The organism is Polynucleobacter sp. UB-Siik-W21, from assembly GCF_018687415.1.
GTDB lineage: Bacteria > Pseudomonadota > Gammaproteobacteria > Burkholderiales > Burkholderiaceae > Polynucleobacter.
The window spans coordinates 1,400,567-1,427,215 of the sequence record NZ_CP061289.1 but is presented as its reverse complement, the minus strand read 5'-3'; the positions used below and the strand labels follow the sequence as shown (position 1 = coordinate 1,427,215).

Annotated in this window: 33 protein-coding genes; 16 read left to right on the top strand and 17 right to left on the bottom strand. The window is 44.9% G+C overall.

Going from position 1 to position 26,649, the window contains the following annotated elements:
* Positions 1-4 precede the first annotated feature (4 nt).
* The 3 genes from C2756_RS07420 to C2756_RS07410 form a co-directional block, all read right to left on the bottom strand.
* Positions 5-907, bottom strand: coding sequence for an NAD(P)H-hydrate dehydratase (locus tag C2756_RS07420; RefSeq protein ID WP_215318318.1), 903 nt, complete (start codon positions 905-907; stop codon positions 5-7).
* A 62-nt stretch (positions 908-969) separates the two neighbouring features.
* Entirely contained in the window at positions 970-1,791 is an 822-nt protein-coding gene (locus C2756_RS07415) for an ABC transporter substrate-binding protein (protein ID WP_251372016.1), read from the bottom strand.
* A 54-nt stretch (positions 1,792-1,845) separates the two neighbouring features.
* Positions 1,846-2,058: a hypothetical protein gene (locus C2756_RS07410; RefSeq protein WP_215318317.1), complete on the bottom strand. Its 213-nt coding sequence runs from the start codon at positions 2,056-2,058 to the stop codon at positions 1,846-1,848.
* A gap of 179 nt (positions 2,059-2,237) precedes the next feature.
* Here C2756_RS07410 and C2756_RS07405 point away from each other — a divergent pair, with 179 nt between their 5' ends.
* Genes C2756_RS07405 through C2756_RS07395 form a run of 3 tightly spaced genes read left to right on the top strand, consistent with a single transcriptional unit; the run spans position 2,238 to position 4,878 of the window.
* Positions 2,238-3,095: a TIGR00730 family Rossman fold protein gene (locus C2756_RS07405; RefSeq protein ID WP_215318316.1), complete on the top strand. Its 858-nt coding sequence runs from the start codon at positions 2,238-2,240 to the stop codon at positions 3,093-3,095.
* A 49-nt stretch (positions 3,096-3,144) separates the two neighbouring features.
* Positions 3,145-3,657: a hypothetical protein gene (locus tag C2756_RS07400; RefSeq protein WP_215318315.1), complete on the top strand. Its 513-nt coding sequence runs from the start codon at positions 3,145-3,147 to the stop codon at positions 3,655-3,657.
* 3 nt (positions 3,658-3,660) lie between these two features.
* Entirely contained in the window at positions 3,661-4,878 is a 1,218-nt protein-coding gene (locus C2756_RS07395; protein WP_215318314.1) for an NAD(P)/FAD-dependent oxidoreductase, read from the top strand.
* A 12-nt stretch (positions 4,879-4,890) separates the two neighbouring features.
* Here the strand turns inward: C2756_RS07395 and C2756_RS07390 are convergent, their stop codons facing one another.
* Positions 4,891-5,658 (bottom strand): TerC family protein, encoded by a 768-nt coding sequence (locus tag C2756_RS07390; protein ID WP_215318313.1) that lies wholly within the window; start codon positions 5,656-5,658, stop codon positions 4,891-4,893.
* 63 nt (positions 5,659-5,721) lie between these two features.
* Here C2756_RS07390 and C2756_RS07385 point away from each other — a divergent pair, with 63 nt between their 5' ends.
* On the top strand, positions 5,722-6,699 hold the full coding sequence (locus tag C2756_RS07385; RefSeq protein WP_215295120.1) for a tripartite tricarboxylate transporter substrate binding protein: 978 nt from the start codon (positions 5,722-5,724) through the stop codon (positions 6,697-6,699).
* 6 nt (positions 6,700-6,705) lie between these two features.
* On the opposite strand, the gene C2756_RS07380 is transcribed toward C2756_RS07385, so the two are convergent.
* A complete protein-coding gene (locus C2756_RS07380) occupies positions 6,706-7,092 on the bottom strand; it encodes a group II truncated hemoglobin (protein ID WP_215295118.1) in 387 nt (128 codons plus the stop codon).
* A gap of 109 nt (positions 7,093-7,201) precedes the next feature.
* Between C2756_RS07380 and C2756_RS07375 the strand changes: the two genes are divergently transcribed.
* Positions 7,202-7,729, top strand: coding sequence for a hypothetical protein (locus tag C2756_RS07375; RefSeq protein ID WP_215295116.1), 528 nt, complete (start codon positions 7,202-7,204; stop codon positions 7,727-7,729).
* Positions 7,730-7,778: 49 nt separating this feature from the next.
* On the opposite strand, the gene C2756_RS07370 is transcribed toward C2756_RS07375, so the two are convergent.
* On the bottom strand, positions 7,779-8,000 hold the full coding sequence (locus C2756_RS07370) for a TIGR02450 family Trp-rich protein (protein ID WP_215295114.1): 222 nt from the start codon (positions 7,998-8,000) through the stop codon (positions 7,779-7,781).
* A 12-nt stretch (positions 8,001-8,012) separates the two neighbouring features.
* Positions 8,013-8,324: a hypothetical protein gene (locus tag C2756_RS07365; protein ID WP_215318312.1), complete on the bottom strand. Its 312-nt coding sequence runs from the start codon at positions 8,322-8,324 to the stop codon at positions 8,013-8,015.
* Positions 8,325-8,409: 85 nt separating this feature from the next.
* On the opposite strand from C2756_RS07365, the gene C2756_RS07360 reads away from it, so the two are divergent.
* A complete protein-coding gene (locus C2756_RS07360) occupies positions 8,410-9,210 on the top strand; it encodes a fumarylacetoacetate hydrolase family protein (RefSeq protein WP_251372015.1) in 801 nt (266 codons plus the stop codon).
* A 7-nt stretch (positions 9,211-9,217) separates the two neighbouring features.
* Here C2756_RS07360 and C2756_RS07355 read toward each other — a convergent pair whose 3' ends face one another.
* Complete coding sequence (locus C2756_RS07355) at positions 9,218-10,807, bottom strand: rhodanese homology domain-containing protein (RefSeq protein WP_215318311.1); 1,590 nt, start codon at positions 10,805-10,807, stop codon at positions 9,218-9,220.
* A 19-nt stretch (positions 10,808-10,826) separates the two neighbouring features.
* Entirely contained in the window at positions 10,827-11,810 is a 984-nt protein-coding gene (locus C2756_RS07350; protein WP_215295109.1) for a tripartite tricarboxylate transporter substrate binding protein, read from the bottom strand.
* Positions 11,811-11,969: 159 nt separating this feature from the next.
* On the opposite strand from C2756_RS07350, the gene C2756_RS07345 reads away from it, so the two are divergent.
* On the top strand, positions 11,970-12,158 hold the full coding sequence (locus tag C2756_RS07345) for a hypothetical protein (protein WP_215318310.1): 189 nt from the start codon (positions 11,970-11,972) through the stop codon (positions 12,156-12,158).
* A 31-nt stretch (positions 12,159-12,189) separates the two neighbouring features.
* Here the strand turns inward: C2756_RS07345 and C2756_RS07340 are convergent, their stop codons facing one another.
* The gene (locus tag C2756_RS07340) at positions 12,190-12,504 is read right to left on the bottom strand and encodes a DUF1330 domain-containing protein (protein ID WP_251372014.1); all 315 of its coding nucleotides are present in this window, start codon (positions 12,502-12,504) and stop codon (positions 12,190-12,192) included.
* Between the two features lie 64 nt (positions 12,505-12,568).
* On the opposite strand from C2756_RS07340, the gene C2756_RS07335 reads away from it, so the two are divergent.
* A complete protein-coding gene (locus C2756_RS07335) occupies positions 12,569-12,844 on the top strand; it encodes a cupin (RefSeq protein WP_215318309.1) in 276 nt (91 codons plus the stop codon).
* 7 nt (positions 12,845-12,851) lie between these two features.
* Here the strand turns inward: C2756_RS07335 and selD are convergent, their stop codons facing one another.
* The 5 genes from selD to C2756_RS07310 form a co-directional block, all read right to left on the bottom strand.
* Complete coding sequence (gene selD, locus C2756_RS07330; protein WP_215318308.1) at positions 12,852-13,919, bottom strand: selenide, water dikinase SelD; 1,068 nt, start codon at positions 13,917-13,919, stop codon at positions 12,852-12,854.
* Between the two features lie 25 nt (positions 13,920-13,944).
* A complete protein-coding gene (locus C2756_RS07325) occupies positions 13,945-15,225 on the bottom strand; it encodes a DEAD/DEAH box helicase (RefSeq protein WP_215318307.1) in 1,281 nt (426 codons plus the stop codon).
* A gap of 142 nt (positions 15,226-15,367) precedes the next feature.
* The gene (locus C2756_RS07320) at positions 15,368-15,946 is read right to left on the bottom strand and encodes a hypothetical protein (protein ID WP_215318306.1); all 579 of its coding nucleotides are present in this window, start codon (positions 15,944-15,946) and stop codon (positions 15,368-15,370) included.
* 10 nt (positions 15,947-15,956) lie between these two features.
* Positions 15,957-16,379: a YbgC/FadM family acyl-CoA thioesterase gene (locus C2756_RS07315; protein ID WP_215318305.1), complete on the bottom strand. Its 423-nt coding sequence runs from the start codon at positions 16,377-16,379 to the stop codon at positions 15,957-15,959.
* 21 nt (positions 16,380-16,400) lie between these two features.
* Entirely contained in the window at positions 16,401-16,841 is a 441-nt protein-coding gene (locus C2756_RS07310; protein ID WP_215318304.1) for a GNAT family N-acetyltransferase, read from the bottom strand.
* A gap of 145 nt (positions 16,842-16,986) precedes the next feature.
* Here C2756_RS07310 and C2756_RS07305 point away from each other — a divergent pair, with 145 nt between their 5' ends.
* The 3 genes from C2756_RS07305 (at position 16,987) to C2756_RS07295 (ending at position 19,312) form a co-directional block, all read left to right on the top strand.
* On the top strand, positions 16,987-17,568 hold the full coding sequence (locus C2756_RS07305) for a hypothetical protein (protein ID WP_251369952.1): 582 nt from the start codon (positions 16,987-16,989) through the stop codon (positions 17,566-17,568).
* Positions 17,569-17,717: 149 nt separating this feature from the next.
* Positions 17,718-18,866, top strand: a complete 1,149-nt coding sequence (locus C2756_RS07300) for an iron-containing alcohol dehydrogenase (protein ID WP_215318303.1) — start codon at positions 17,718-17,720, stop codon at positions 18,864-18,866.
* A complete protein-coding gene (locus C2756_RS07295) occupies positions 18,863-19,312 on the top strand; it encodes a thioesterase family protein (RefSeq protein WP_215318302.1) in 450 nt (149 codons plus the stop codon). Before C2756_RS07300 ends, C2756_RS07295 begins: the two co-directional genes overlap by 4 nt.
* 80 nt (positions 19,313-19,392) lie before the next feature.
* On the opposite strand, the gene C2756_RS07290 is transcribed toward C2756_RS07295, so the two are convergent.
* Complete coding sequence (locus C2756_RS07290) at positions 19,393-20,217, bottom strand: substrate-binding domain-containing protein (RefSeq protein WP_215318301.1); 825 nt, start codon at positions 20,215-20,217, stop codon at positions 19,393-19,395.
* A gap of 75 nt (positions 20,218-20,292) precedes the next feature.
* Between C2756_RS07290 and C2756_RS07285 the strand changes: the two genes are divergently transcribed.
* The 5 genes from C2756_RS07285 (at position 20,293) to C2756_RS07265 (ending at position 25,611) form a co-directional block, all read left to right on the top strand.
* Positions 20,293-21,309, top strand: a complete 1,017-nt coding sequence (locus C2756_RS07285) for a substrate-binding domain-containing protein (protein WP_215318300.1) — start codon at positions 20,293-20,295, stop codon at positions 21,307-21,309.
* 34 nt (positions 21,310-21,343) lie between these two features.
* On the top strand, positions 21,344-22,111 hold the full coding sequence (gene modA, locus C2756_RS07280; protein ID WP_215318299.1) for a molybdate ABC transporter substrate-binding protein: 768 nt from the start codon (positions 21,344-21,346) through the stop codon (positions 22,109-22,111).
* Positions 22,112-22,302: 191 nt separating this feature from the next.
* Positions 22,303-22,548, top strand: a complete 246-nt coding sequence (locus tag C2756_RS07275; RefSeq protein ID WP_215318298.1) for a FeoA family protein — start codon at positions 22,303-22,305, stop codon at positions 22,546-22,548.
* Positions 22,541-24,454 carry a ferrous iron transporter B gene (locus tag C2756_RS07270; protein ID WP_215318297.1) on the top strand — a complete coding sequence of 638 codons (1,914 nt, stop codon included), beginning with the start codon at positions 22,541-22,543 and terminating at the stop codon, positions 24,452-24,454. The genes C2756_RS07275 and C2756_RS07270 overlap by 8 nt, the downstream gene beginning before the upstream one ends.
* Before the next feature lie 113 nt (positions 24,455-24,567).
* A complete protein-coding gene (locus C2756_RS07265; RefSeq protein ID WP_215318296.1) occupies positions 24,568-25,611 on the top strand; it encodes a fumarylacetoacetate hydrolase family protein in 1,044 nt (347 codons plus the stop codon).
* A gap of 79 nt (positions 25,612-25,690) precedes the next feature.
* Here the strand turns inward: C2756_RS07265 and C2756_RS07260 are convergent, their stop codons facing one another.
* On the bottom strand, positions 25,691-26,578 hold the full coding sequence (locus C2756_RS07260; RefSeq protein WP_215318295.1) for a fumarylacetoacetate hydrolase family protein: 888 nt from the start codon (positions 26,576-26,578) through the stop codon (positions 25,691-25,693).
* Between the last annotated feature and the right edge of the window lie 71 nt (positions 26,579-26,649).

The following is a 26,649-nucleotide window of genomic DNA, read 5'->3' as shown; positions in this document are numbered from 1 at the left end:
GGTTTTATAACAGTTTATTCAGGAGGCTTCTCATCTCTGCAATTACTTCAGAAGGAGTTAACCCTATTGGGCCAACCCCTTTTTGTACTAGGCTATCGGCAGCGCAAGCATGGAGCTGAACAGCGATGCAGCTAGAGTCCCAAAGATTCAGATGGTGATGCACCCCTTGAGCAGCGATTGCTGTAATGCTGCCGGTCAATACATCACCCATGCCACCGGTGCCCATACCGGGATTACCGGCTTCACATTGAACTGCAGAGTGTTGGGGTCCCGCAATTAAGGTGTGTTGACCTTTGAGAACAACCATAGACTGAGTTAACTGAACTAATTGATGAAGCGAGCTGAAGCGATCTACTTGAATTTCTGCGGATGAAGATTTTAATAACTGGGCCGCTTCACCTGGATGAGGAGTCAGAATACTTTGACCTGGAAATTGTTGATTGCGTAGTTGAAGTGCACTGAGTAACTCAGTTGAGTCTGCAATCAGATTGAGTGCATCTGCATCAATAATCAACGGAACCTTGGGATAAGCTAGGCAAGCCTTGAGCCATTTAATCGCTAATGCAGAATTACCAAGCCCAGGTCCGATCGCAATGACATCAGGTTGGTTTTGATTTAATACCTCGCTAGGTTCATTGTTAGCCAGGCGAATCATGAGTTCAGGTTGATTGCTATCAGCGCGTGCAGACGCAGGATCAAGCATTTCTAATATGGTCCAGCCAGCACCAAGATGAAGGCAAGCATTTCCGGCAAGGAGGAGGGCGCCTGCCATTCCAGGTGCACCACCGATCAAGACGGCTTTACCAGCGTGACCCTTATGCTCAGCAGGCTCACGCTTGAGGCGCATGAGTGGGCCGAGTGGACTCAGCGCTTGGAGGATATCGAGCTTGCTAGGTGCTAAGGTCATGCCAGTAGTATCGCTCTGAATGCATTGGAATTTAGCTAATTGAGCTACTTTATTGGGTAAGCTTAGTCCGCTACCTTAGCGCCTTCAATCTGATGGCGTTGCAATGCTTGTGCCACAAAGCCGGATTGCTTGAGCTGAGTAATCACATCGCTTAAATATGCAGTGGTCAGTTCGTATTGGGGCCTTGCCTTCGGAATACCAATGGCTTGATTGATTGCCATAAAGCGACCTGGCAACATCCGCAATCCCTCATAGCGCTTGGCATCACTCTCTAGCTGCTGTTTTACGCCTGCTGCCACATTACCTTTGCCTGACATAAAGTCATCCACGACTGCTTGTGAGCTTGGAGCTCGGAGAAGAGTGGCATGTTTGATTTCTCGTGTGAGGTAGAGGTCATAGGCGCTCCCTTTGCCAACTACGATTTCATTACCAGCTACGTCAACTTGTTCATTTGTCTTGATGGGTGAGCTAGCTTTGACCATATAAGCACCTTCAATCTGGATATAGGCTGGCGTATAGCTAATATCAGCGCCTCTGACGGGATCAATTGCTACGAACACTAAATCAATCTCCCCAGTCTTCACGGCATCCACTGTATTGCCTGCTGTTTTGAATGGAATGAGTTTGACTGGTAGGCCAATACGCTTCCCGATTTCTTGGGCGATATCAACCGTCACTCCCTGGGCTTGGTGGCTCACAGGATTTTCATTGGCCAAAATGGGATTACCTAAGTTAATGCCAACACGTAGAGTGCCTGTAGGCGCAAACGAGGAAATCATGGAGGGATCAATAGTTTTCATGGGGCGATAGGACTGGCCAGAAGGTTGGCTATAGCTAGATTGTGAAATCCACAGTATTGCGAGGAAGAAAAGAACTTTGTTCATTCAGTAAGTATAAAAAAACCGCGGCGAACCGCGGTTTCATTTGCTATTGAAGAATTACTTCTTCGCGTCAGCTGCAGGGGCCGCTGCTGGTGCCGCTGGTGCAGCCGGAGCTGCTGCAGGAGCATCTTTTTTAGCATCTTCAATATGAACTGCTTCAGCACCATGCTTTTCACCGCCCATATCAATATTGCCATCGCCCTTGAGGAGTAAGTAGGCTGTGGCACCAACTAATACAAGTACCATAATGATGATTGAACGGTTGCTCATGGATTTTCCCTCGGTTTGGTTTAAATTCTGTCAATATTAACTCTACTTAGAGCCTCAGTAAATCCTCGCAAGCCCTAGTGGCTGATTCTCCTGGTTAAACTAGGTATTAATACTGAGAATATTGAGTGGGGCAGCACAAAGGATAAGATGATTTCACATAGATGTTTTAAGGTAGCAATATGAGTCCAAAGCTTCCCATTAATAATGCTCAAACCATTACTGAGTTTTTAAATCTTCACAAGAGTCAGACGTCTGAAGAAGATTCCGTTGATTCTTATAAGTTTGCTTTTGACGATGAAGCATTTTTGTCTCGCAGGGAAACGATCGGTATTCGCTTTGAATTGGAATTACTCAAGCCTGAGATACTACTAAAAGAACATGGCATAGACCATACGATTACAGTATTTGGTTCTACCCGTTTTGTCAGTCGTGAGCATGCAGAAGTATTCATCAAGGATGCTAAGACATCTACAGAGTTGGAGTCTACCAAGAAAGCATTACTTCATAGTCAGTATTACGAGTCTGCTAGAGACTTCGGGGCTTTAGTAGCGCATTACAACGCGACTCAACAACAGAGTTCTAACAAGCTACATATTTGTACTGGCGGTGGCCCGGGAATTATGGAGGCGGCTAATCGTGGTGCATTTGAAGCGGGTGATCAAACGATTGGTTTTAATATTAGTTTGCCAAGAGAGCAGCACCCGAATCCTTATATTAGTCCAGGCTTAAGTTTCCGCTTTCATTACTTTGCTTTACGTAAGATGCACTTCATGTTGCGAGCTAGGGCCATCGTTGCTTATCCTGGTGGCTTTGGGTCTTTTGATGAGCTATTTGAGGTGTTAACTTTGATGCAAACTAAAAAGGTAGTTAGCATCCCAGTCATATTAGTCGGCAAAGCTTTTTGGAATGAGATGGTGAACTTTAAGGGAATGGTGCAGTTTGGGGTGATTGATCAAGAGGATATGAAAGCGATCCATTTTGTCGAGACTGCCCAAGAAGCTTGGAAGATCATTCAAGACTGGTATCAATTGGCCTAAAGGCATTGTCGGCCAAAGTAAAATAGCCTAAAGACAATCGAATCCATTTATGAACCCTGCACAAACTAGCATTGCTAGCAATTTAGACCTACCCGGCTACCTCTTAGGTGGATTCATGTTATTGGTGGTGATGGTATTTCATGGTGTTTTGTTACTGCAGATTGCTAAGCGCTATGAAGTCAAAACTTTTCTGTATTTAGCTGAGAAAAAATATTCTACGGTTGCTGCCTGCTTTTACATCAGTGTATTTTGTTTATTCCTCACCCACATTACAGAAATTTTCATTTGGGGTATCGCACTGTTTGTATTGAAATTAGTGCCTACTTTAGGGCAAAGCATTTTGTTTAGTGGCAGCACCTATACCGCGATGGGTTTCATGGAAGATATTCTGCCAGATGGCTGGAAAATGCTGGCAGTCATCATTGCCTTCTCGGGGATGTTTTCTTTTGCATGGACTGCCTCTGTCATGATTTCAATGACCAAGAATTTTCGTCAGGCCTATACCAAGCTACACATGAAAAAACTCAATATCTCTTCTGAGATCATTGATCGCTTTGAATAAATCATGACGAAGGCTTGGGATGCCATCGTTATCGGTGGCGGTGCAGCTGGTCTGTTTTGTGCTGGTGTAGCTGGTCAGCTTGGCAAAAAAGTACTCGTTTTAGATCATGCGCCAGTTTTAGGTGAAAAGATCCGTATTAGCGGTGGAGGGCGTTGCAACTTTACTAATGTCCATAGCAGCCCTGCTAATTTTCTCTCGCTCAATCCTCATTTTGTGAAGAGTGCCTTAGCAAAATATCCCTCAAAAGAATTCATCAAACTCGTGACTGCTCATGGCATTCACTACCATGAGAAACATCAAGGGCAATTATTTTGTGATGACTCTGCCAAGCAGATTATCGAGATGTTATTCACTGAATGTGCCACAGGAAAAGTCGTAATCCGTAATCCCGTAGCAGTAGCGGCTGTTACAAAAGAGGGTGAGCATTGGCTCATTCATACCAGCGAGAGTGTAGAGAAAACTCATTCTGTAGTCATGGCGACGGGCGGCTTGCCTGTTCCCGCAATTGGTGCAACTGCTTACTCTCTTGATATTGCAAAACAGTTTGGTCTTGAGGTGGTTGATCCTAGGCCGGCATTAGTGCCACTCTCATTTACTGCAGAGACCTTTGGTAATCTGAATGAGCTTGCTGGGCTGAGTGTTCCAGTCCGGATCGCATCTGGCTCTAAAGGCTATCGTTATGGTGCATGTCGCTTTAATGAAGATGTATTGCTGACCCACAAAGGTTTATCTGGACCTGCGGTACTGCAAGCCAGTAGTTATTGGCTTGAGGGTGAGCCTATCCATATTGATTGGTTAGGTGCTATTGAGCGACCAGGTGGCTTTAACTGCGATACCTTATTTAATAATGAAGACAATCGTCTTAGGCTGACAGAAACCATATTGGCTTCAGTTTTACCCCAAAGGCTCGCCAAAGCTTTTGCAGAACAAAGAAATCTGCTGGGGCGTAAGTGGGCCGAGGTATCCAAGAAAGATCGTCAGGCCCTCAAAGAGCTCATCACCAATTGGGCTATGAAGCCGGCCGGAACTTTGGGTTGGAAAAAGGCTGAGGTCATGTTGGGCGGTGTAGATACAAAAGACTTAGATGGGCAAACGATGATGTCGCGCCAACATCCAGGTTTATATTTCATTGGTGAATGTGTTGATGTCACCGGGCACTTAGGGGGTCACAATTTTCAGTGGGCCTGGGCAAGTGGCCATGCTTGTGCTCAAGCTCTTTAGGTAGCCCCAGTACTAATGACTTTTCTTGAGTTTTTTCTTCTCACGCGAGCGAATATTCAATAACTCCACGGTGAGGGAGAATCCCATCGCGACATACACATAGCCCTTAGGAATATGCATACCCATTCCTTCTGCAATCAGTACCACGCCAACTACTGTTAAGAAGGAGAGGGCTAAGACCTTGATAGAAGGGTGACGTTGCACAAAGTCGCCAATTGGCTTGGCAGCAATCAGCATAATGAGAATCGAAGCAATCACGGCCGCAATCATGACGCTGATTTCATCGACCATACCTACTGCCGTAATCACACTGTCGAGCGAGAAGATAATATCGAGTAAGCCGATTTGTAATACAGAGCTGAGAAATAGAGCGGGAATCGACTTTTTGACCATATCGCTATCGACATTTTCAATTTGTGCATCGTGTTCGCCCACTTCTACTTCAACGTAGATTTCTTTAGATGCTTTCCAGATTAAAAAGAATCCACCCAGCAATAGGATGAGATCACGACCGCTAATAGAATGATCTAACAATGTGAAGAGTGGAGTGGTAAGACTCATTACCCATGTCAGGCTGAGTAATAATAAGATGCGGGTGGCTAAAGCAAAGAACAGGCCAAAGCGCCGTACTTTTTCCCGAATTTCTATTGGCAGTCTATTGGCAATGACGCTAATAAAAATAATATTGTCTATCCCTAGAACAATTTCCAGGGCGGAGAGTGTTAAAAAAGCGATCCAAGCATTGGGGTCACTTAATAATTGCAGGGCACTTTCGATCATTGCTTATTTCTCTAAATTGACTTTAAGGTAAAGTGTATCGAAGTCAAAGAAAAGTACCCATTAATGCCTAAGCCCATACTAATTATCAGGATATTGTTGTTGAGTATTGCCCTAGGATTGTCTAGTGGGGTGGCGTACGCAGCATATCCCGATAAACCCATCAAGATCATTATTGGCTTTCCAGCGGGAGGCCCTTTAGATGCCCATATTCGATTGCTCAGCGATAAGTTGCAATCCGTATTAGGCCAGCCGGTGATTGTCGATTACAAAGCGGGCGCCGGTGGTGCGGTTGGCGCACAATTTGTCATGCAGTCTCCTGCTGATGGCTATACCGTATTGCTAGCAAACACTGGAACGATGGTGATTAATCCAGCAATTTATACAAAGTCACCATATGACACCTTAAAAGATTTTCAGCCTATTGCGAGAACAGCGCAGCAACCGCTTGCATTGATTGTGAATAAAGAGGTGAGTGCAAATACCTTAAAAGAATTTATAGCTTATGCCAAAGCCAATCCCGGAAAGCTCAACTATGGTTCAGCTGGCAATGGTGGAATTTCTCATTTAGTACCCGAAATGCTGAAAAGTGAGACGGGTATTTTTATGGTGCACATTCCTTTTAAGGGCAGCGCCCCGGCTTTTACAGACTTGATAGCAGGACACGTGCAATTTATGGCAGAGTCTGTACCTCAAGCAGCCAACTATGCGAAGCAAGGCAAGGTTAAAGCATTAGCAGTTACAAGTGCTAAACGCAATCCTGCTCTACCGAATACGCCGACTGTATTGGAAACGGGCGTTGCCAATTTGGAGGTGGTGGGCTTTTATGGAATTCTTGCTCCTAAAGGAACGTCGCTCGATATCACTAATAAATTGAGTCAAGCATTTAAAGAGACTTTAGAGTCTCCAGATATTCAGAAAAAAATGATTGAACAAGGCGCAGATCCTGCTTATCTCAATGCCGATCAATTTACAAAGTTCCTTGCTGCTGAAATGCCGCGTTGGGCAAAAGCAGTAAAACAAGCAGGTGCAAAATTAGATTGAGTCTAACTAGTTGGGCTGATTTCTCATCCAATCGGCAGTATTGAAGAGGGATTCTTCTAGTTGTTTAGCAATATTGCCGTCAATGCCACACTCTTCAAGCGCACGATACATACATGCTAGCCATTGGTTGCGCTCTAGGATGCCAATCTTAAAATGCAGATGACGAGCACGCAGCATAGGGTGCCCATATTTGGGTGAATAAATGTCAGGTCCGCCCATCCAGCCTGTGAGGAAGAACTTAAGCTTTTCTCGAGAGCTGGTTGAATCTGGTGGATGGATAGCCTGAAGCTCGGCAAACTGGGGTTCTAGTGCCATGAGATCATAGAAACGATCGACCAATTCATCTACCTTATCGATGCCCCCAATGGCCTCATAAATACTGTGTTTTTCCATGGTATTGTCATTTTAATGCCATAAATTAGAAGGAATTGGCAGTCTGCCAATTTCGGTATAGAGTGGATATGAGAGATTTGATAAACCCCATATTGATAGGAGTTAAAAAATGGATGCACAAGAACTGCAAAAATGGCAACGTGAAAAAGCCAAAGAATTATTTGATTATTCACATACTTTACTAGAGGCTGCAAAAAAATTGAGTGAACATCACTTAGCTGAGATTGAGTGGGGCATGAAGAATGCTTTAGATAGTGCAAAATCTGCCGCTAAAAATGATTTGGCGAAGTTGAAGGATTTGCAAGATGAAGCAACAAAAGAAGCTGCTAAACGGGCGAACGCTTACCAAAAGAAAGTGAAAGCTGTCTTGAAAGACTTGAGTGAGGGTGCTGCTGATGAAACAGAGAAGCATCTTGAAAAAGTACGCGCATCACTGGTAACTTGGCTTGAAGATGCTGAAAATAAAATGCCAGCACATGCCGACAAGTTATCTAAAGTGGTTCACGAAATGTCTACTACTGGTCAGAATATGTTTAAAGAAGGGCGCCGTATTGTGAATGAAGTTGCGGATGCTGCAGAAAAAAATATTGATGAATTGGTTAAGAAAACACCATCATCGAAGAAAAAGTCTGACTAATTCTCCGTATATTAGCCAAAGAGCCGCCTCAATTGTTGAGGCGGTTTTTTTATTTCCAGCCTTGTACCCATAGCTCACTATTAGTGAGGTCACGCCAAGCAATCTGTGTCGTCTTCTTGCTATAGACGGCCTCAATCTCGACGAACTCTATTTTTTCATTAGGGGGTTCGGGAAGAATGACCTTGCTCACTAGAAAATGCTTTTGTTTGGCAATCGGCTTTACTGCAGTCCACTTAGTGAGTAGCAGTTTCTTGGGACTCAGTTTATTCATCTGAAATGCTACCTAGAGAGCTGAGCATTGATACTCTTGACCATTCATAATAAGTAGGCCAGTGGAGGGTGTAAATAATGTTCCTGATTGCTCAATTTGAGCGGGACATTGTTGAGCAAAATAGCTGAGATTACCTAGACTACCGCAGTAATCGAGCTTACCCCCTTTAAACGCCATTTGTGCTTTGCGAAGCACCATGGGGATTTTGGTTTCGCTGGCGGAATGACAAGTCCAAGTCGTATAGGTTTCTCTGTCGCACCCACTAAGTAAAGCCAATATCACAATGAGCAGCTGGGCATGGAGTACTTTTTTAGCAAATTTCATGGCGCTAGCTTACCCTGATTTATGACTTCATTCACTCTTTAAATTAGTATTAAGATTGTGCAATCTATTTGATAGTGGAGACAACATGAGTATCAATAAAAATATGAGTCGTCGTAGTGCCCTCAAAATAAGCCTTGGTGCTGCTGCCTTCACAACGGCGGCAGTCTCAGGTCAGACCCAGGCGGCTTCTATCAAAACTCCATTTATCGTTGGGCAAACTTATGTTCCCATCGCTGGCAGTGCAGAAGAGTTTCCTGTCAGACGTATTTATTGTATTGGTCGAAATTATGCCGCTCATGCTAGAGAAATGGGTTCTGACCCCACTCGAGAGCCGCCATTCTTTTTTCAAAAACCAACCGATGCCATTCAATTTGTGGCTCCCAATAAAATCGTCGATCATCCCTACCCAAGCTTGACTAAAAACTATCACTATGAAGTTGAGTTAGTCGCTGCAATCAGCAAGGGTGGCAAGAATATTCCAGTAGAAAAAGCGCTAGAGCATGTATATGGATATGCCTTGGGCCTGGATATGACCCGAAGGGATCTGCAGCGTTTTATGGGAGATCAGAAAAAGCCTTGGGAAATTGGTAAGTCTTTTGACTATTCTGCTCCTATTGGCTCGATCTTTCCTGTGGCGCAAGTAGGGCATTTTCAGAGTGGAAAAATTACCTTATCGGTGAACGGCGTAACCAAGCAAAGTGCAGACCTCAATCAAATGATTTGGTCAGTAGCAGAGCAGATCGCCAAGTTATCTGAAGCGAATGAGATCTTTCCTGGGGATATTATTTATTCAGGAACCCCAGAAAATGTAGGTCCAGTAGTCAAAGGGGATGTGATCCGCTGCACGATTGATCGACTACCCGATTTGGTGATCAAGGTAGTTTGATCCATTGCTAAAGAACCCAGAAGTGATGGGTTCCATCTTTGCCCAGTTGTTCCACTAAACCAAACTCCCAATCGAGGTAGGCCTGCATTGCTGCAGGATCTACGCTCGTCCCTTCATACGGACGTTTGTAGCGATCTAGTGGTGGGGAGGCCAGATGGTTGGGACCTTTCTCTAGCTCTAAGCCAGTGCTAATCCATGCGGCATTGCCACCTTCTAAAACGAATACTTCTGCGTTAGTTTGCACCTGAAATTCTTGTGCAACAAATAGACTTAATTCTGCAGGTGCGCTGGTAAGAACATAACGATTGGCTTTGGGAATCTTTTGCATCGCATCCGCCAATTGAGAGCGCAGGGCATACCAGCTACCAGGGATGTGACCCTTGACGTAATTAGCGTGCGTACTAAAATCTACCGCAATCGTATTGCTATCTGCTTTCAGCCAGTTCGCTAAAGTGATTGCATCAACCATCTTCACTTGAGGAAGGTTTGGTAAAGGTGGCTGCCATGGACCTTTCTCAGTGAGGGCGGCAGTGCTGACATCATCGAGAACATAAACCTCCCAAGCCATTTGCGCTAACCAGGAAGCAGGCATATTGGCTCGAACGCTGCCACCGCTAGGGTCTACTAAGACAATGCGTGCGCCGCGCACTGGAGCAACCATTTCTGTTTCTTGAACAAGTTGCCCACCAGGTACCGAACGAAATCCTGGAAGGTGGCCGGATTCATATTCTTCTGGGGTGCGAGTATCAAAGAAATAAGTTGTCCGCTCACTCTGAGATTTCCACTGATCTACATCAGCTATAGTGGCGCGTTTCACACCAGCACTATCAGCCACCCTGCGTGCCCGCTGCGCTGCTTCGCTGGTAGTGCCTTGGCTCACATCTTTAAATTTGCGAGTTTGACCCTTGTCCAGTTCTTGTCCCGCTAGAGTCCAGCCAATCGTACCATTGCGTAGTGCATTGACTTCATTGGGGATGCCCGCATTGATGAGTGATTGTGTGCCGATGATGCTGCGAGTTCTGCCGGCGCAGTTGACGATGATCTTGGTTTTGGGATTGGGTGCTAACTCTGGTAAACGAAGAACCAACTCAGCGCCTGGTACGCTGATGCCAGTAGGGATACTCATGGTGTTGTATTCATCAAAGCGACGCACGTCTACTACGACGACATCTGCTTGATTGTCGATGAGCTGTTTTACTTCTTGGGCAGAGAGGGATGGGGTATGGCGCTTTGATTCTACCAACTCACCAAAAGATTTACTGGGTACGTTTACATCCTTAAAGACTTCGCCATCTGCAGCTTTCCAAGCTTGCACACCACCCTCAAATACAGATACATCGCTAAAACCTAATGACAGTAAGCGTTGTGCAGCCAACTCTGCATAGCCCTCGCCATCATCGAGCGTCACAATCGGAATATTTGTGTTTGGTAGTTTTCCGTAAGCATCTATCTCAATACGAGAGAGTGGTAAGTTGGCAGCGAATAAAGGATGCTCGCGTGCATGTGGGTCTTCTTCACGGACATCTAAAAAAGCAATTTCCTCTTTGTTTAAAAGCTTATTGCGTACAAAGGAATAATGTTTTACTGGAATGCTCATATTGTCTCTACTGTTTTGATTAATCTAATTTAGCGCCGGACTTTTTAACTACTTCGCTCCAGCGCACAATCTCTTGGTTGATGTAATTGGCTAATTCAGGGCGGCTCATTTTTGGTACGGTAGCGCCCATACCAGCCCAGCGCTCTTTAATCTCAGGTGAGGCAAGCGCGCTTTGCACTTCTGCACTCATCTTATCGACAATCTCTTTGGGCGTGCCTTTAATTGCCCACATGGCATACCAGCTCGAGACTACAAAATTATTGATACCCAATTCTTGTGCGGTAGGTACATTTGGAAAAGCAGGGTTGCGTTGATTACTTGCAACCGCGACAGCAATAAGTTGACCGCTTTTAATAAACGGTGCTGCACCTGCTAGGGTGTCAAACATCATATCGACTTGACCGGCAACTAAATCTTGTAATGCTGGACCAGTGCCACGATAGGGAATGTGGGTGATGAATAATTTGTTTTGCATCTTAAACAGCTCACCAGCTAAGTGTTGTGATGTGCCGTTGCCTGTCGATGCATAGTTGTATTTGCCAGGATGCTTACGAATTTCTTCAATGATGGATTTCAAATCATTTTTTGGAAACTTACTAGGGTTGACGACGACCACATGGGGAACGCTGCCGATGATGGCAATGGGCTCAAAGTCTTTGGTAATGTCATAAGGCAGGTTGGGGTACATGCTGGGTGCAATCGAGTGATGCACTGCACCAAGAAGCCAGGTATATCCATCAGGAGCCATTTTTGCTGCAACGCCAGCACCCAGGGTGCCGCCTGCCCCGCCGCGGTTATCTACCACGATGGAATCATTGAGCTGGGTAGAAAGCTGTTTGGCCAAAGGGCGCCCAAAGGCATCTACAGCGCCGCCTGGGGGGAAGGGGTTAATAAAGGTGATGGGCTTGTTTGGGGCGGGCCAGGAGGTGTTTTGAGCACTTGCCATCAAGGTGACAAGGGAGAGCAGGCTGGCAGTTGCTAAAACTAGGATTTTTCTGAGCATTTTGATGTCTCCAGGATATTTTGTCTGATTAAAGCATTTTGGCTGAATGACTGCTTCTAAGAGTTATCCCTGATAAAAATCGCCATTTTTAGTGCTTTTTATGGGGATATACTGACTTCGTTGTTGGTATGAATATTTATTTGATGAATGGGAGACAAGATGTCACAACACGATACATTGTTAACTGCTTTCGAAACATACAAAGCTGAGAACGAAAAATTTATTGAAAAAGGTATTAAGGCATCTGCAGCTCGCGCTCGTAAGGCCTTGCAAGAAATCGCTGGTGCTTGTAAGGAGCGTCGTAAAGAAATTACCGCTACAAAAGAAGCAATGGAAGCTAAGAAGTAATTCTTACCCCCAATTGATCTAAAAGCCTAGTCTAATCCACTAGGCTTTTTCTTTTAGATCGCCACACCAAAGAGGGTAAGTCGCATTGCTTGCTTGCGAATAGCGCAAGAGATTGGTATTCAGGGCTATTAGCCCAGGTATGCGCATCTTTCTTGCTGGGGAAATGCAACTCTACAAATGCGCTAAAGGCTTGAATGGATAATTCATTCCAAAACACTTCGGTGATCTCGCCACGGTGCTCAATACTGCCTTTGTACTGCTCCACGGTTTTACCTACCTGACTGCGGTATTGCTCAAAGGCGGCTTGATCACTGAGCTCCATTAATCCAATAACTTTGACTGCCATATACCCTCGTTTTTTGCTTTAAATGACTGATGTCAGCAGTGTATATTCGCGCTATAGTAAAAGCATGAACCAAGACCAATTTTTACAGCAACTCAAAAAGGCGGGTTATCCGACGCCAGTGGAAGTACAACAACCTCCTAATGGTCAACTAGGCAATCACACCCATCCATTTTCGGTACAAGCATTGATCTTAGATGGGTATATCGAGATTAATATCGCAGGTGAGACAAAAAAATACGAAGTAGGCGATGTCTTTCAGCTAGCCTTTGAACAAGAACATGCAGAGCGCTATGGGCCACAAGGCGTAAAGTATTTAGCGTCTCGCCAAACGGTCAACTAAGAAGCAACTAAGAAACAACTAAGGGCTTGCCTTGGCGTTTGCTCATTTGGCCAATCACTCTAGCGCCTAAGAAGTGGTGTTGGTTAAAGATATCCAATACTGCTTTAACGCAATCTGGACTGCAAGAAACGAGTAAGCCACCGCTAGTTTGCGGATCGGTTAATAAGGCACGCTGTGCTAAGGTGAAATCTGCTGGAATACCTACTTCGTCACCATAGCTTTGCCAATTGCGATCAGATGCACCTGTGATAATTCCCTCATCGGCAAGATGTTGTACGTTTGAGAGGAGTGGCACTTGGCTCCAGTCAATATGAGCGGTGCAACCAGAGCCCCGTGCTAACTCCAACATATGACCTGCTAAACCAAAGCCTGTTACATCGGTTAGGGCATGTACCCCAGCAAGCTTTGCTAAATCAGGACCTGCAGCATTGAGTTTGGTTGTGTTCGAAATCATTTCTCGATAGCCGTCTGGCCCAAGCAAATCCTTTTTCAAGGCCGCCGACAAAATACCGACGCCAAGGGGTTTTCCTAAAATCAGTACATCACCTGGCTTAGCGCTCGCATTACTCTTCACGCGCTGAGGATCAACAATGCCAATTGCAACCAAGCCATAAATCGGCTCCACTGAATCAATCGTGTGACCACCAGCAATCGGAATACCGGCACTACGACACGCTTCAGCGCCACCTTCCAAAATGCGCGCAATGGTTTTATTGGATAAGACTTTGATCGGCATGCCAACTAAAGCAAGTGCAAATAATGGAGTGCCACCCATTGCATAGATATCGCTAATTGCATTGGTTGCTGCAATCTTGCCAAAATCAAATGGATCATCCACGATGGGCATGAAGAAGTCAGTCGTTGCAACAATGGCTTGCGACTCATTAATTTGATAAACCGCAGCATCATCCGAGGTTTCAATGCCGATCAGTAATTCCTTGGGGAAGGGCAACTGAGGAACATTCTTCAAAATCTCTGCTAGCACCCCTGGTGCAATCTTGCAGCCACAGCCACCACCATGAGAGAGGGAGGTTAAGCGTGGTTCAAGTGTTTCGGCAATGGTTGTTTGTGTCATACAAACATTTTAATCCGTAAGAATGTTAGCGATTGAAGCTTCTTTTCGGTGGGCTGCTACGCTTAGCTGGCGCCTGACGAGCTGGAGCGCTTCCTGAGCCACCACCACGGGGCTTTCTGGATTGTTGGTGTTGTTGGCTACGCAGTTGTATGGGTTGGGCTACTGCGTTTGGATCTGGCTCAAATCCCGCAATCACTTCTTGAGGAAGTTTTTGTTTGATGAGTTTTTCAATATCCCGCAGCATCTGGTGCTCATCAACGCAAACTAAAGAAACGGCAACCCCATTAGAGCCAGCACGACCAGTACGACCAATACGATGGACGTAATCTTCGGACACATTTGGCAAGTCATAGTTCACCACATGCGGTAACTGATCAATATCAATACCCCGCGCAGCAATATCAGTGGCTACTAATACTGTTAATTTACCCGCCTTAAAATCAGCTAGCGCTTTGGTGCGCGCAGTTTGACTTTTATTCCCATGAATGGCCATGCTGGTGATGCCATCTTTTTCTAATTGGGTGACGAGCTTATTGGCGCCATGCTTGGTACGTGTAAATACTAGAACCTGTTTCCAGTCATTGCTCTTAATAAGATGCGCTAAGAGCGGATGCTTTTTGGTTCTATCAACGGGATGGATTAACTGCGCAATGGCTTCATTCGCACTATTGCTACGGGCGACTTCGATCAACTCTGGTGAGTTGAGTAAGCCATCGGCTAATTGTTTAATCTCGGTTGAGAAGGTTGCCGAGAAGAGTAGGTTCTGACGTTTCTTGGGTAAGGCAGCCAAGATCTTTTTGATATCGCGTAAGAAGCCCATGTCGAGCATGCGATCAGCTTCATCCAACACCAGAATTTCAATATCGTTGAGTGAGACACATTTTTGCGACATCAAATCCAACAAGCGACCTGGTGTAGCAACTAAAATATCAAGGCCACCAGCAATCGCTTTAATTTGGGGATTGGCGCCAACACCGCCAAAGATGACAGTTGACTTTAGGCCTGTGTACTTGCCGTAAGTAACCACAGACTCTTGAACTTGCGCGGCTAATTCGCGAGTAGGGGTCAAAATTAATACTCGTAACAGTCTTTTGCCACTCACTTTGGGAGTACTGCTGAGGCGTTGCAAGATAGGCAGTGTGAAGCCAGCAGTTTTGCCAGTGCCAGTTTGCGCTGCTGCTAAAAGATCTCCACCCTTCAGAACTGCGGGGATGGATTTCGCTTGAATAGGGGTAGGGCTGGTATAGCCTTCTTCTGCAATAGCGCGAAGAATGGGTTCTGATAAACCAAGATCTGTAAATAACATAGGGACCAATAAAGTATTGACCCGTATTCAACGTATTTAAAAATCGACTATCCCGGTCAATGGGGTGAGCTGCCACGCAAGCGCGTTTGCAGTAAGAGCTTCTATTTTAAGTCATTGACCTCAAAGAACTCACTTTATTGAATTAAGCCGGATTCCAGAGGTTAGGAACAACGGTATTGGCATAACCAGAGACAAACGATTTTTCTGCGCCAGTCACTGGGTCAAATACCGAGCGCTGAATTCTGCCGATATTGCCACCATACACATGAATGCTGATGGACGTTTGATGGAGATGATTGTTTTCGACAACGTGGATGTCATGCGTATTCGGTGAGACGGTATCCACGTAACCCGGAGGACAAATACAAGCTTTACTAGCTCTAAAGCCACCCTCTGCTTGACGATAGTAAGGAGTCCCTTTTTCTTCTCCGCGTAATTGACCGATCATGCCCCAGACGGTATGGTTATGTAAGGGTGTTTTTTGACCTGGGCCCCAGACAAAACTCACAACCGAAAAGCGATCCAATGGATCTGCATAGAGAAGATATTGTTGGTAATACTGAGGATGTGGTTTAGTAAATTCGACTGGTAGCCAATCGTCGACAGCAATGAGATTCTCTAAGAGCTTTTTGCCTTTAGTGAAAATCACTGCTTCACTTGGTTTTTGCTCAAGCAATAGGCTGAGTTCTTTAACGAAGGTGAGTAATTTTCCATCAGACATGGGATACCTTTTATTCAGCAGCAAATAGAAAATCAGGAAAGGCTTTGGGTTTCAAGGTATCAACATCCAGGCAGACGATATTAATTAAAGCGCTGGCAATTAATTCCAGTTCCATAGAAGCCTTTAAAGTGGCTCGTTTTGCGGTTTGTCGAACGCTAACCTGAGCTCTACTTCGGCGTTCAATGACTTGATCGATATGCAACATATCATCGAGGCGACCTGGCTTATGAAATTCCATCTGAAGCTCACGAACGGGCATCAGAATTTTGAATTCGGTGATCAGCTTGCTGGGGCTGAGATTTTTTTGAGCTAACCATTCAGCCCGACTACGTTCGAAGATATCAAGGTAGCGCGCATGATAGATAAATCCTGCAGCATCAGTATCGGCATAGCAGACCCGATGAGTGTAGATAAAAGTGCTTGGCAAACTCATTATTAGCGATTGGTTTTTAATTTATTTAGATAATATAAGCATCATATTACGATGGGGAATGCCTGCCTCATCGTAGGTTTGACCGGTAGCTACAAAACCCAGTTTTTCATAGAAAGGCATTGCTGTTAATTGAGAGTGCAAGATCAGAGAAGAGAAGTCTTTTGATTTGGCAGTCAGTAATAGCTTTACTAGTATCTCTCTGCCGATGTTTTGGCCTCGAAAGTTTGCCAAGACAGCCATACGCCCAATCTGGGCTTGCCCATTACCCAAATCGACTAGTCTTGCGGTGCCAACACATTGGCCGTCTTGGTGAGCCAGAACATGCATTGCTGAGGGATCGTACTCATCAAGCTCAAGCTCTTCTGGAACCCCTTGCTCTTCAATAAACACCTGCTTGCGGATGGAGTAAGCGGCTTCTGAGGCACGCTCCCAGGGCAAAAGGAAGATTTCTATAGTTTTCAATGGTTTGACAGTATGAAATGCAATGTGTAAATAGGTTTAATTTACCAAATAAGAAACTTTAATTAAACATGCCATGGTTACAATGCACTAGTGGCGTATCAAGCCCGAATCTAGTTCCATCGAACCCCCTCAATTAGGAGTTATCTTGAAGAAATCTTTACTTGCTGGTTTATTCGCTACCGTTGGTATTACTTGTGCAACTTCTGTTTTTGCGCAAACGCCTGCAAAAATGTTGCCCTTAGCTGCTGAAGTGATTGTGCTTAGCGCAACCGTGGATTCTGTAGATGTTAAAAAACGTATTGTTATCTTGAAAGATGCAAATGGTAACTTGGCACAGATGAATGTATCTAAAGCAATCAATGACTTGGATAAAGTCAAAAAAGGTGACGTGTTCTTGGTTGAGCATGCACAAGCGGTTGCGGTTGGATTAACTGCTGCTGCTAAAGATGCTAAGCCAGGCGTTTCTGGTGTGCGTTCTGTAACGATCGCTGGCAAAGGTTCTGCTAAGCCATTCGAAGAAACAACAGACACTATCTATGCAACTGTGAAGATTTCAACGATCGATCAAAAGACCCGTATCGTCACTTTCACAATGCCTAGCGGCGAGAAGCAAAAAGTGAAAGTAGATCCAGCAGTGTTAGGTCTTGAGAAATTCAAAGCCGGTGATGATGTGATCGTTGAGTTTGTTGACGATACAGCGATTGGTTTCGTAACACCTAAGAAGTAATCCTTTGGCCCCAGGTTCAAGACCTGGGGCCCATCCTTATCTTTCTTCATACAGATGTTCATCTGGCGAAAGAGATGTCGAGAGCAGGCCCTGAAAAATAAAGCGTTTTAAATTAAAAAAGTAATTTAGAAAATTAGTAAGAGGCAAATATGCAATTTGACTTTCACTCAACCCGCTCCATCCTGGTAGAAAGAGGCGGCACTCATCATCTTGCCAAGAGAATTGCCGAGCGGGGTGGAAAATCTGTACTAATCATTACTGATCCAGGAGTTCTATCCGCTGGCTTGCTTGAGAAAGCCTTACCTCAGTTCAAAGAAATTGGTTTGCCAGTGCAAATATTTTCTGATGTGCAGGCTGATCCGCCCGTATCAGTGATTGATGCTGCTGTAAAAGCAGCTCAAGATGCCAAAGCGGATTACATCGTTGGTTTTGGTGGTGGAAGCTCAATGGACGTAGCCAAATTAGTTGCCCTATTAGCCCCCGGTAAAGAAAAGTTAGCAGATGTCTATGGTGTAGGCATGGCGAAAGGGCCGCGCTTACCCCTGATCTTGGTTCCTACAACAGCAGGTACTGGTTCTGAGGTAACCACCATTTCTATTGTTACTGTTAGCGAGAGTGAAAAGAAAGGCGTCGTTTCCCCTCAATTGCTCCCAGACCTTGCATTGCTTGATGCCGAGTTAACGCTGGGACTTCCAGCCCATGTCACAGCTGCAACTGGTATTGATGCCATGGTTCATGCTATTGAAGCCTTTACAACCAAACGCTTAAAAAATCCTGTTTCTGATTGTTTAGCCAAAGAGGCTTTGCGTCTATTGGCCGGTAATCTTCATAAAGCGGTTAGAACTGGTAGCGATATTGATGCACGTGAAAACATGTTATTAGGTGCTTGTCTCGCGGGAATGGCATTTACGAATGCCCCTGTAGCAGGTGTACACGCATTGGCTTATCCAATTGGTGCAAGATTTCATGTGCCGCATGGCCTATCAAATGCATTAATGCTGGGGCCTGTGATGCGCTTTAATTTAGAAGCTGCGCACAGTATGTATGCCGAGTTGGGTCAAATTATCAAGCCTGGCTTACAAGGCTCATCCATTGAACAGGCTACTCAACTGGCCAACTATCTTGGCGGTCTTGCTGGTGAGTTGGAGTTGCCAAAACAATTAATTGAGGTTGGCATCACTGCAGAAGATGTGGATCAGTTGGCTGCAGATGCAATGCTGCAAACACGCTTATTACAAAATAGTCCTCGTGAGATTACTTTGAATGATGCAGCACTGCTTTATAGAGAGGCTTTATGAGCGATAAAAAAGCTAGCCCACCAGTACGCGCTGATTTTGTAGCATTTGAAGAGGTTCATTCTAGATGGATGGATAACGATGTTTATGGGCACATTAATAACGTGGTGTACTACTCTTTTTTTGATACAGCAGTAAATCGTTATCTCATTGAGCAAAATGTTTTGGATGTACTTAAAAGCAGCGCTATCGGCTTGGTGATTGAGACCCAATGCCAATATTTTTCACCAATTGCCTATCCCGACATGATTCATGTTGGATTGAAAGTGGCACATTTAGGAAATAGTAGCGTCAAATATGAAGTCGCCATTTTTAAGAATGAGGATGACCTTGCCTCAGCGATGGGGTATTTTGTCCATGTTTATGTTGATCGGAAGACTAATAAACCAACACCAATTCCACAGGATGTTCGCGAGGTGTTACAGAAACTTGTAAAAGTAGCTGAATGAATACATTCTTAACCGAAGTATTTAGATAGACATGGTTGGCAAAGCGCGCATAGAAGCATCAAGATTTTTTCCCAATAAGTCTATTTCTTAGCATTTGGGAAAAAGAGCTGTTCGCCACCAATTTGATAGCTCGCAATCACGTCCTGACCATTCTTGGAAATGAGCCAGTCAATAAACGCTTGTCCTTCAGCTTTTTTCACAGAGGGATATTTGGCGGGGTTCACTAACATCACGCCATACTGATTGAAGAGCTTGGGGTCGCCTTGAACTAGGATGGTCAGGTCGCCACGATTCTTAAAGCTCAACCAGGTTGCACGGTCTGCCAAGATATAGCCATTCATTGCTGAGGCGGTATTGAGGGCAGGGCCCATGCCTGAGCCAGTTTCTTTGTACCAACTCTGACTTGGTGAAACGGGAATGCCAGCACCTTTCCAGTAGCGAAGCTCTGCAGCATGTGTGCCACTCTTATCACCACGAGAAACAAAGAGTGCTTGGGCAGATGCAATTTTTTGGAATGCCGCTTGGATATCTTTGCCACCGCCAACTTTTGCGGGATCAGATTTTGGCCCAATCAATACAAAGTCGTTGTACATCACTTCATTGTGTTTGGTGGAGTAGCCTTCTTGGACAAATAGCTCTTCTGCTGGTTTGTCATGAACGAAGACAACATCTGCATCGCCACGACGACCGATATCTAACGCTTGGCCAGTACCAACGGCAACCACTTTGACATCTATCCCAGTCTTCATCTTGAAGATTGGCAAGATGAAACCAAATAGACCAGATTGTTCGGTTGAGGTAGTTGAGGAAACCACAACGCTCTTTTCTTGTGCGAGTGCTTGTGGGGCATTGAAAGAAAAAGCGATTAGTAAGCTAAAGAAGAGATTAGGAATCAGTTTTTTCATAAAACATACCAAAGAGTTGACTAGGCGGATATCATCTCATACATTAATACTTAATGAATATGCAAAAAATTACATATGCAAATTGAAGTTCGTCCATCTCTTGTCGTGCAAAGCCAGGGCAAAAACTCTGTGGATCTCATTTGGCTATCTCAACTCCTTAAGGACATTGAGAGTGGCAGCTCCTTAGTGGTAGCCAGCAAAAGGGCGGGCACCTCCTATCGGGGTGCTTGGGGCAAATTGAATGAGGTTGAGGCTACTTTGGGAATGCCTCTGATTGTTCGTACTAAAGGACATGGATCTAAGTTAACGGAGTTTGGATCTTTTCTCTTTAAATTTATTGATGACATGCAGGCTGGGCACTTGAAGTACGGCAACGCCTATCAAGAAGCCTTGATGAAAGAAATGAATCGCGTACAAAAATCAGAAAGCGCTCGCTGGAAGTTTTTGTCGAGTAGCGATTCGATTATTCAGCAGGCTGTCAGAGAAGTAAAAGGCTTTAATCTGAAAATTGCTGGCTCTGGAGAGTCTCTAGAAAGGCTTCTCAATAATGAGGCTGATATTGCTGGCTACCATGTATCGAATGAGCAGAGCTCAAAGGCCATTTATCAGCGTTTATCCAAAAGCGATATTCAAATATATCCAGTAATGAAGCGAACGCAGGGTCTGATCGTTAAAAAGGGGAACCCACGACACATTCGATCAATTGAGGACTTGCTCAATCAAAAAATTCGCTTCATCAACCGTCAAATAGGTTCAGGCACTAGATTAATGCTCGACACCTTATTGATTAATGAGGGAATTGATCCCTTTGAGATTAATGGTTACCTACAAGAAGAGTTCACGCACTCTGCAGTAGCTAATGCGATTCTGGCTGATAAGGCTGACGTTGGAATCGGAGTAAAAAATATTGCACTTGAAAATGGTCTTGGCTTTGTGCCTTTGCAAGATGAAATTTTCTTCATTGCCATGCACAAGGAGATGGTGTCTCAGCCTGAATCTTCAAAGTTGATTCGTAAAATTCGCAGCTATTCTGGAAATACACCAGGCTATATGGCAGTTAGCCTTAATAGACAGGTAAAGGACTGGCTTTGAGCGAGTTTGATCGAAGGCTACAATCTCTTTGAATATGTCTTTGCGCCTACTATCCCTATTCGCATCACTCCTGCTGTTTGCAAACTTTGCTTTTGCTCAGGGTGCAACGGTTGCTGTTGCTGCCAATATGAAAGATGCCTTTAGTGAGATTGCCGGTGCGTTCAAGGCTACTGGTAAATCAGAGTTGAGAATAGTCTATGGCTCCTCTGGTAATTTCACAGCTCAAATTATGAATGGTGCGCCATTCAATCTCTTGATCGCCGCTGATGAGTATTTTCCTCTTGAGCTTTATAAAAATGGCAAGACGATCAATGAAGGAGTTGTCTACGCCATTGGCAAGCTTGCCTTGATCGCCAAAACCTCTGCTGGCATTCAGCTAGTTAACAGCAAGGCGGAGGTCAGCAGAGTCATCATGAAGGCAAACAAGATTGCTATCGCAAAACCTGAGTTAGCGCCTTATGGAAAAGCGGCGATGGAATATCTCAAAGCAGAGGGCTTATGGGATCTGGCGAAAAATAAACTGGTCTATGCCGATAACATTGGCGTGGCTACAACATACGTAGTGAGTGGTGCTGCAGATATTGGCTTTACTGCTTTGTCATTAGTGAAGTCATCAGGGGTCGCAAAAGAGACCAACTTCATATTGGTCGATAGCAAACTCTATTCCCCCATTCAACAAAGAATGGTGTTGATCAAAGATGCCCCACAAGAGGCGCAAGATCTATATCAATTTATGCAGGGCCCGCAGGCTAAATCGATTCTGCGTAAATACGGCTTCACAACACCTACTGCACTGAATTGATTTCAGGTATTTGCGTCTCTTCTCAATCAATTCAAATGAGTCTGGATTAAGCCTATTACTTTTGCTTTGGATCAAATCCTAAAGGCTTAGGATGCCTCATTATTAAAGGGAATAATTTCGCTTTTGAATGAATGATATTCATTCTCATTTAAAGCTATAATCCCTTCTTAGCTAGCTAAAAAGCATATTGAATGAATTTAGATCAGGTCGACCTTGGTAACCTCTATCGGGTGAGTGAAGTGAATGCCCCCAAAGGCGCCCCTCAAATTAAGGGGCAGTTGGAAGATATTGGTTTTCTTCCCGGTGAGCAGGTTACCTTGCTACGCAAAGGTCTGCTGAAAAAAGGACCTTATCTAGTTCGAGTTGGTATTTCCACATTTGCCTTGCGTCAATCAGAAGCTCGGATGATTGAGGTTGAGTTAATTCCTCATGTCTGAATCCACCGTCCATTTTTTCCCCAACGAACCAATCGTCGCTTTATTGGGTAATCCCAATTGCGGAAAGACCGCATTATTTAATTTACTCACTGGCAGTCGCCAGAAAGTCGCCAATTATTCTGGTGTAACTGTTGAGCGTAAAGAAGGTCGACTAGCACTTGGGTCTGGAAAAAATATTCGTATCTTAGATTTGCCAGGTGCTTATAGTCTTTATCCAAGATCTTTGGATGAGCGTGTTACTTGTAATGTCCTCTTGGGCAGAGCAGAAGGGGAGAAACGTCCCGACTTAGTTTTGTGCATTTTGAGTGCTATGAACTTGCGTCGCAATCTACGCCTAGTATTAGCTGCGAAGCGCTTGGGATTGCCATGCGTTGTAGTACTCAATATGCTCGACATCGCTAAACGCCAAGGCTTGCAGATTGATACAGCTGCACTCTCTCAGGAACTGGGGCTACCGGTGATTACGAGTGTTGGCATACAGTCAGATGGCGCAGATGGTATCAAGCAGTTCTTATCAGAATTAGATTGGCGTAATCTCAATGCCTTGCGCACCGGTACTAGTGATGCCACCTTAGAAAATGTTGCTTCGCATATTGCCCATACAGAATCTGACAACGTGCAGGTACAGCGCATATTGCAGAACTTGGGTCTTGACCAAATTATTCCCGATCAACTGAGTGATCGCTTGGATGCAGTATTGCTACACCCAATATTTGGTCCGATGATTTTGGTTGCCTTACTCTTTTGCATTTTCCAAGCCGTCTTTACTTGGGCAACCATGCCGATGGAATTGATTAAGACCTCGATTGAATATCTTGGCACACAAATGAGTGAGGTTCTGCCAGACACCTGGTTACGTAGCTTGTTGATTAATGGCATCTTGGCTGGATTAGGTGGGGTTGTGATCTTTCTGCCGCAGATCTTGATTTTGTTCTTCTTTATTTTGTTGCTAGAAGAGTCTGGTTATTTACCCAGAGCGGCTTATCTCTTGGATCGTGTGATGGGCTCCGTTGGTTTATCGGGGCGCTCATTCATTCCCCTTCTATCTAGCTTTGCCTGCGCTATTCCTGGCATCATGGCAACGCGTAGTATCTCTAATGCGCGCGATCGTTTAGTCACCATCTTGATCGCGCCGATGATGACTTGTTCAGCGCGTCTGCCGGTGTACGCTTTATTAATCTCTGCATTTATTCCGGAACAGAAATTATGGGCCGGCATTGATTTGCAAGGCTTAGTACTGTTCTTGTTGTACTTGGCCGGTATCTTGGGGGCCATGGCTGTAGCTTGGGTGCTGAAACGATTTACTAGTGAGCAGTTCAGAATGAACGCCCTCATGATGGAGTTACCGAGTTATCACTTACCACGCTTAGGCAATTTAGCCATCAGTCTATGGCAACGCGCAGAAATTTTCTTGCGTCGTGTGGGCGGCATTATTTTGATCATGACCATTAGTCTATGGCTTTTATCGAGCTTTCCGCAGCCACCAGAAGGCGCAACTGGATCTCCAATTCAATATAGTTTTGCTGGCGTCATCGGACAGGCCCTAGCGCATGTCTTCTCGCCAATTGGTTTTAACTGGCAGATCAGCATTGCCTTAGTGCCTGGCATGGCTGCGCGCGAGGTAGTCGTGAGTTCACTTGCAACGGTTTACGCCTTATCAAGCTCTAGTGCTGATGCAGCAGAAGCATTGATTCCATTGATCTCTAGTGGTTGGTCGTTGGCGACTGCTCTTTCTTTGCTGGCATGGTTTGTGTTTGCGCCGCAGTGCCTTTCAACCATTGCTGCGGTTAAGCGCGAAACGGGCGGTTGGAAGATTCCAATCATTATGCTGAGCTACTTGTTCGGACTAGCTTACATTGCTTCATTCATTACCTACCGCATTGCGACTTTCTTCGGCTTAGCTTAGTCGTCCGCTTTCATTCTATTTGCTGCACCACCGCATATTTTGCTGCAGTAATATTCCTTTTGTAGTGATTAATTAGCAATTGAAATAATTTATTAAAACAAAAGGAGAAATGGATGAGTTCACGCCGTCAATTTATGAAAACCGCATCAGCAGCAGGTGCTGGTTTAGTAGCAGCTTCCACTATGGGTGTAATGCAAGAAGCTTCTGCACATCAAACTTCAGTATGGGGTGGTGAGCCATACAAGGGTCCTCGTGAAATGGTGAAGAACAGCAAGATCCTCTCCATCATGAATTCTGACGGTACAGAGACTTTAGGGGTTGTGACTCCAAAGGGCGTAATTGATGTCCGCGCTGTAGCCAAGAAGATGAAGATTGCCGCTCCAACTACGCTAGATCAGTTGTTGCAAGAAGGTAATGCTGCAGGATTTAATAGAGTAGTGGCTAGCGCAGATAAATCTGGTGTTCCTTACTTAAAAGAATCTGACATTACTTTTGGACGTCTATTTAAAAATCCAGGCAAGATTATCTGTGTTGGCTTAAATTTCCGTGCCCATGCCGATGAGGTTGGTCGTGGTTACCCACGCGTTCCACCATTGTTTAATAAATACAATAACACTCTGACTGCGCATAACAGCTTATTGCAGATTCCTCCGCCATCAGTGTCTTACAAGCTTGACTATGAGACTGAGCTTTTGATTGTGGTGGGCAAGCAAGGACGTAACATCCCTGAATCTGCGGCGCTCGATTATATTGGCGGGTATTGCACCTCTAATGACTTCTCCTCGCGTGACTTGCAACTAGATCTACCCAATGGTCAGTGGATGGTAGGTAAGACCTTGGATCAGTACGCACCAATCGGCCCTTATTTTGTGACGGCTGATTTAGTGGGTGACCCTAACAACTTGACGGTCAAAACTTGGGTCAATGGTGAGTTACGTCAAAACTCAAATACCTCAGACTTTATTCATAACACCCAAAAGATGATCTCCTATATCAGTACCTATTGGACTCTAGAGCCTGGCGATATTATCTTTACGGGAACTCCGGAAGGCGTAATAGCAGGGATGCCGAAAGACAAACAAGTCTGGCTAAAGAAGGGCGATAAGGTAGTCAGTTCAGTAGGAAATCTTGGTGAACTCAAATTTACCTTGGCATAAGCTAACTTAAAACTAAGTCTTACATTAGAAAAGCCACCCTAGGGTGGCTTTCTTTTTAAGTCAATATCAGTTGACTTGCTTAGACGGCAACAAAGGTATTTTCAAGTTTGCCAATGCCACCCATCTCAACCACTACGACATCACCATTGACTAAATACTTCGGCGGCTTAAATCCAATACCAACACCCACGGGTGTCCCGGTGGCAATCAGATCGCCAGGGTAAAGCGTAATACCGGCTGAGACAGTGGCAATCATGTTAGGAATACCAAAGATCAGATCTTTGGTATTGGAGTTTTGGCGTAACTCACCATTGACCCAGCATTTCACAGAAATATCTTCGGCATTGACTTCATCTGCGGTCACGACCCAGGGGCCCATCGGACAGAAGGTATCAAAACTCTTGCCAAGGAACCATTGCTTATGACGTTGTTGCCAATCGCGGGCCGTCACATCATTAATAGCGGTGTAACCCCAGACGTGTTTCATGGCATCCGCTTCGCTAATCCCTTTGCCGCCTTTACCAATCACAATCGTTAACTCTGCTTCGTAGTCGATACAGGTAGAGATAGCGGTTGGAATGATGACATTAGTATTTGGGCCTGTGACAGACTCTGGCGGCTTGGTAAAAAAAATGGCATGGCTTGGAATATCCTCGCCTGGTTTAGCGCTGCCATCAAATCCGCTATTAGAAAATTCTTTAGCATGCTCATGATAATTTTTGCCAACACAGAAAATATTTCTACGAGGTCTTGGAACGGGGGCGAGTAAACGAATATCACTCATAGCATGCGTCGCAATGGGCTTGGGTAATTTGCCAGCCAGATCTGATTTGAGGATGGCCACAATACCGTCTTCACTTACATCAACCCCTAAATCGAGCTCTTGTATAGTCTTGCCGTCAGCTGCTACGATTCCCACCCGAGTCTTGGAAGGCTCTTTGCTTAAAGAAAATGCTGCGTATCTCATGATTACTATCTCCAGTGGGGGTTATGTCTAGACTAACCCTAGTTGATTGTGATGATTCTTGTAGTAGGATA

Excerpts from the sequence above, each read along its gene's own strand:
- C2756_RS07295 (WP_215318302.1), top strand. The coding sequence starts at position 18,863 with ATGAGCGATAAAAAAGCTAGCCCACCAGTACGCGCTGATTTTGTAGCA.
- C2756_RS07290 (WP_215318301.1), bottom strand. The coding sequence starts at position 20,217 with ATGAAAAAACTGATTCCTAATCTCTTCTTTAGCTTACTAATCGCTTTT.
- C2756_RS07265 (WP_215318296.1), top strand. The coding sequence starts at position 24,568 with ATGAGTTCACGCCGTCAATTTATGAAAACCGCATCAGCAGCAGGTGCT.
- C2756_RS07370 (WP_215295114.1), bottom strand. The coding sequence starts at position 8,000 with ATGAATAAACTGAGTCCCAAGAAACTGCTACTCACTAAGTGGACTGCA.
- C2756_RS07345 (WP_215318310.1), top strand. The coding sequence starts at position 11,970 with ATGTCACAACACGATACATTGTTAACTGCTTTCGAAACATACAAAGCT.
- modA (WP_215318299.1), top strand. The coding sequence starts at position 21,344 with ATGTCTTTGCGCCTACTATCCCTATTCGCATCACTCCTGCTGTTTGCA.
- C2756_RS07375 (WP_215295116.1), top strand. The coding sequence starts at position 7,202 with ATGGATGCACAAGAACTGCAAAAATGGCAACGTGAAAAAGCCAAAGAA.
- C2756_RS07300 (WP_215318303.1), top strand. The coding sequence starts at position 17,718 with ATGCAATTTGACTTTCACTCAACCCGCTCCATCCTGGTAGAAAGAGGC.
- C2756_RS07360 (WP_251372015.1), top strand. The coding sequence starts at position 8,410 with ATGAGTATCAATAAAAATATGAGTCGTCGTAGTGCCCTCAAAATAAGC.
- C2756_RS07385 (WP_215295120.1), top strand. The coding sequence starts at position 5,722 with ATGCCTAAGCCCATACTAATTATCAGGATATTGTTGTTGAGTATTGCC.
- C2756_RS07275 (WP_215318298.1), top strand. The coding sequence starts at position 22,303 with ATGAATTTAGATCAGGTCGACCTTGGTAACCTCTATCGGGTGAGTGAA.
- C2756_RS07350 (WP_215295109.1), bottom strand. The coding sequence starts at position 11,810 with ATGCTCAGAAAAATCCTAGTTTTAGCAACTGCCAGCCTGCTCTCCCTT.
- selD (WP_215318308.1), bottom strand. The coding sequence starts at position 13,919 with ATGACACAAACAACCATTGCCGAAACACTTGAACCACGCTTAACCTCC.
- C2756_RS07335 (WP_215318309.1), top strand. The coding sequence starts at position 12,569 with ATGAACCAAGACCAATTTTTACAGCAACTCAAAAAGGCGGGTTATCCG.
- C2756_RS07395 (WP_215318314.1), top strand. The coding sequence starts at position 3,661 with ATGACGAAGGCTTGGGATGCCATCGTTATCGGTGGCGGTGCAGCTGGT.
- C2756_RS07380 (WP_215295118.1), bottom strand. The coding sequence starts at position 7,092 with ATGGAAAAACACAGTATTTATGAGGCCATTGGGGGCATCGATAAGGTA.
- C2756_RS07415 (WP_251372016.1), bottom strand. The coding sequence starts at position 1,791 with ATGAACAAAGTTCTTTTCTTCCTCGCAATACTGTGGATTTCACAATCT.
- C2756_RS07340 (WP_251372014.1), bottom strand. The coding sequence starts at position 12,504 with ATGGCAGTCAAAGTTATTGGATTAATGGAGCTCAGTGATCAAGCCGCC.
- C2756_RS07285 (WP_215318300.1), top strand. The coding sequence starts at position 20,293 with ATGCAAATTGAAGTTCGTCCATCTCTTGTCGTGCAAAGCCAGGGCAAA.
- C2756_RS07320 (WP_215318306.1), bottom strand. The coding sequence starts at position 15,946 with ATGTCTGATGGAAAATTACTCACCTTCGTTAAAGAACTCAGCCTATTG.
- C2756_RS07400 (WP_215318315.1), top strand. The coding sequence starts at position 3,145 with ATGAACCCTGCACAAACTAGCATTGCTAGCAATTTAGACCTACCCGGC.
- C2756_RS07410 (WP_215318317.1), bottom strand. The coding sequence starts at position 2,058 with ATGAGCAACCGTTCAATCATCATTATGGTACTTGTATTAGTTGGTGCC.
- C2756_RS07315 (WP_215318305.1), bottom strand. The coding sequence starts at position 16,379 with ATGAGTTTGCCAAGCACTTTTATCTACACTCATCGGGTCTGCTATGCC.
- C2756_RS07365 (WP_215318312.1), bottom strand. The coding sequence starts at position 8,324 with ATGAAATTTGCTAAAAAAGTACTCCATGCCCAGCTGCTCATTGTGATA.
- C2756_RS07355 (WP_215318311.1), bottom strand. The coding sequence starts at position 10,807 with ATGAGCATTCCAGTAAAACATTATTCCTTTGTACGCAATAAGCTTTTA.
- C2756_RS07420 (WP_215318318.1), bottom strand. The coding sequence starts at position 907 with ATGACCTTAGCACCTAGCAAGCTCGATATCCTCCAAGCGCTGAGTCCA.
- C2756_RS07405 (WP_215318316.1), top strand. The coding sequence starts at position 2,238 with ATGAGTCCAAAGCTTCCCATTAATAATGCTCAAACCATTACTGAGTTT.
- C2756_RS07390 (WP_215318313.1), bottom strand. The coding sequence starts at position 5,658 with ATGATCGAAAGTGCCCTGCAATTATTAAGTGACCCCAATGCTTGGATC.
- C2756_RS07260 (WP_215318295.1), bottom strand. The coding sequence starts at position 26,578 with ATGAGATACGCAGCATTTTCTTTAAGCAAAGAGCCTTCCAAGACTCGG.
- C2756_RS07270 (WP_215318297.1), top strand. The coding sequence starts at position 22,541 with ATGTCTGAATCCACCGTCCATTTTTTCCCCAACGAACCAATCGTCGCT.
- C2756_RS07325 (WP_215318307.1), bottom strand. The coding sequence starts at position 15,225 with ATGTTATTTACAGATCTTGGTTTATCAGAACCCATTCTTCGCGCTATT.